At 68.2% G+C, this 1,721-nt stretch carries 2 protein-coding genes; one reads left to right on the top strand and one right to left on the bottom strand.

Annotated features, from left to right (window positions below):
* The first annotated feature begins 187 nt into the window (after positions 1 to 187).
* The gene (locus AC069T_RS37945) at positions 188 to 1,171 is read left to right on the top strand and encodes an IS481 family transposase (protein WP_478787080.1); all 984 of its coding nucleotides are present in this window, start codon (positions 188 to 190) and stop codon (positions 1,169 to 1,171) included.
* Here AC069T_RS37945 and AC069T_RS37950 read toward each other — a convergent pair.
* A partial coding sequence (locus AC069T_RS37950; protein ID WP_478787081.1) for a TetR family transcriptional regulator occupies positions 1,168 to 1,721 on the bottom strand: 554 nt, incomplete at its 5' end. The genes AC069T_RS37945 and AC069T_RS37950 overlap by 4 nt on opposite strands.

A 1,721-nucleotide genomic window follows, 5' to 3' on the forward strand; every position in this document is an offset into this window, starting at 1 on the left:
GGAGACCGCACCTAGACCTGAATCGCGGCCGACTCGAGGCCCGGATCGAGGCCCGGATCGGGGTCCCAGCCTGGGGCCGAACCTAGGTGTATTGATCACGAGCGTTGTTAACAGCCGCTCGGTTTGATCAATGGCGAAGACCTCCGGTGTGGTGGAGGTGTCTACGCTTCACCACACGGAGGTCTTCATGTCCCACCGTAATGCCCGGCTGACCGTCTTTGGCCGGCGGCTGCTGGTCGAACGCATCCGCTCCGGACGTCCGGTCGCTCATGTGGCTGCTGAGATGGGGGTGTCACGGCCCACGGCCCACAAGTGGATGAGCCGGTGGCGGGCGGAAGGCGAGGTAGGGCTTGAGGACCGCTCCAGTCGGCCACACACGACTCCGCACCGCACCAGGCCCGACATCGAAGACCGTGTCTGCACACTGCGGCGAACCCGCAAGCTGGGACCGGCCAGGATCGGACCGATCCTGGCCCTGCCGGCCTCCACCGTGCACCGCATCCTGACCCGCCACGGCCTGCACCGTCTGGCCTGGCTCGACCGGGCCACCGCTCAGCCCATCCGCCGCTACGAACGTTCCCGGCCGGGCGAGATGGTCCACGTCGACATCAAGAAGCTGGGCAACATCCCTGACGGTGGCGGGCACAAGGTCCTCGACCGTCGGCAAGCAACGGACAACAAGCAGGCCACCACCAGCGCCCGCAAGAGCGGCAAGCCGGTGATCGGTTACAGCTACATCCACTCCGCCGTCGATGACCACTCCCGCCTGGCCTACAGCGAGATCCTCACCGACGAACGCCAGCACACCGCGATCGGCTTCTGGCGACGGGCCCAGGCGTTCTTCACCAGCCACGGCATCGCCGTCGAGCGCGTCCTGACCGACAACGGCTCCTGCTACAAGTCCAAGCTCTTCACCCAGGCCCTGACCGCGGCCGGCATCGCCCACAAACGCATTCGGCCCTACCGGCCACAGACCAACGGCAAAGTCGAACGCTTCAACCGCACCCTGCTCGACGAATGGGCCTACCTCCGGCCCTACACCAGCAACGACGAGCGCACCGCCGCACTGGACACCTTCCTGCACAACTACAACCACCACCGCAGCCACACCGCACTCGGCGGCAAGCCACCCATCAGCCGCGTGAACAACGCTCCAGGTCAATACACCTAGGCCGCATCGAGTGCGGCGGTCAGGAGGGCGTCGACGTGGTCGGCTTCCGGGATCAGGGCGGCCTCGATCTCCTCGTGCGTGCGGCCGGCCAGGGTCAGTTCCTGGATACGTCGGAACAGGAGGCGGTCGGCCCCGGCGATCAGGGCGGCGGCGGCCCGGGGCGCGATGGCTTGGGCGGGGGTCGAGGCCTGAGCGGTGGTTGAGGTTTGGGCGGGGGTTGAGGCTTGGGCGGGGTCGGCGGTCGCCAGTGCTTCGGCGAGTGCTTCCTCTCGTTGGTCGTGCAGTTCGCGTAGTCGGGCGATGAGGGTGGGGCTGTCGGCGACCATGCGCGCGAAGGCGGGACCGGTGAAGCCGATGACTGGGCTGTGTTCCAGGAGGGCTGCCCGGCGGGCCCGCGCGAGCGCCGCGAGCGGCGTTTCGCCGGGCTCGCGGTCGGCGACGGTGCGGGCGAGGCCCTGGGTGAACGCCTCGTGGTGGTCGAGGGCCAGGTCTTCCTTGCGCGGGAAGTAGTTGGTGACCGTCTTCTTGGCGACACCGGCCGCGGTGGCGA

This window comes from Streptomyces sp. NPDC043867, assembly GCF_056435845.1.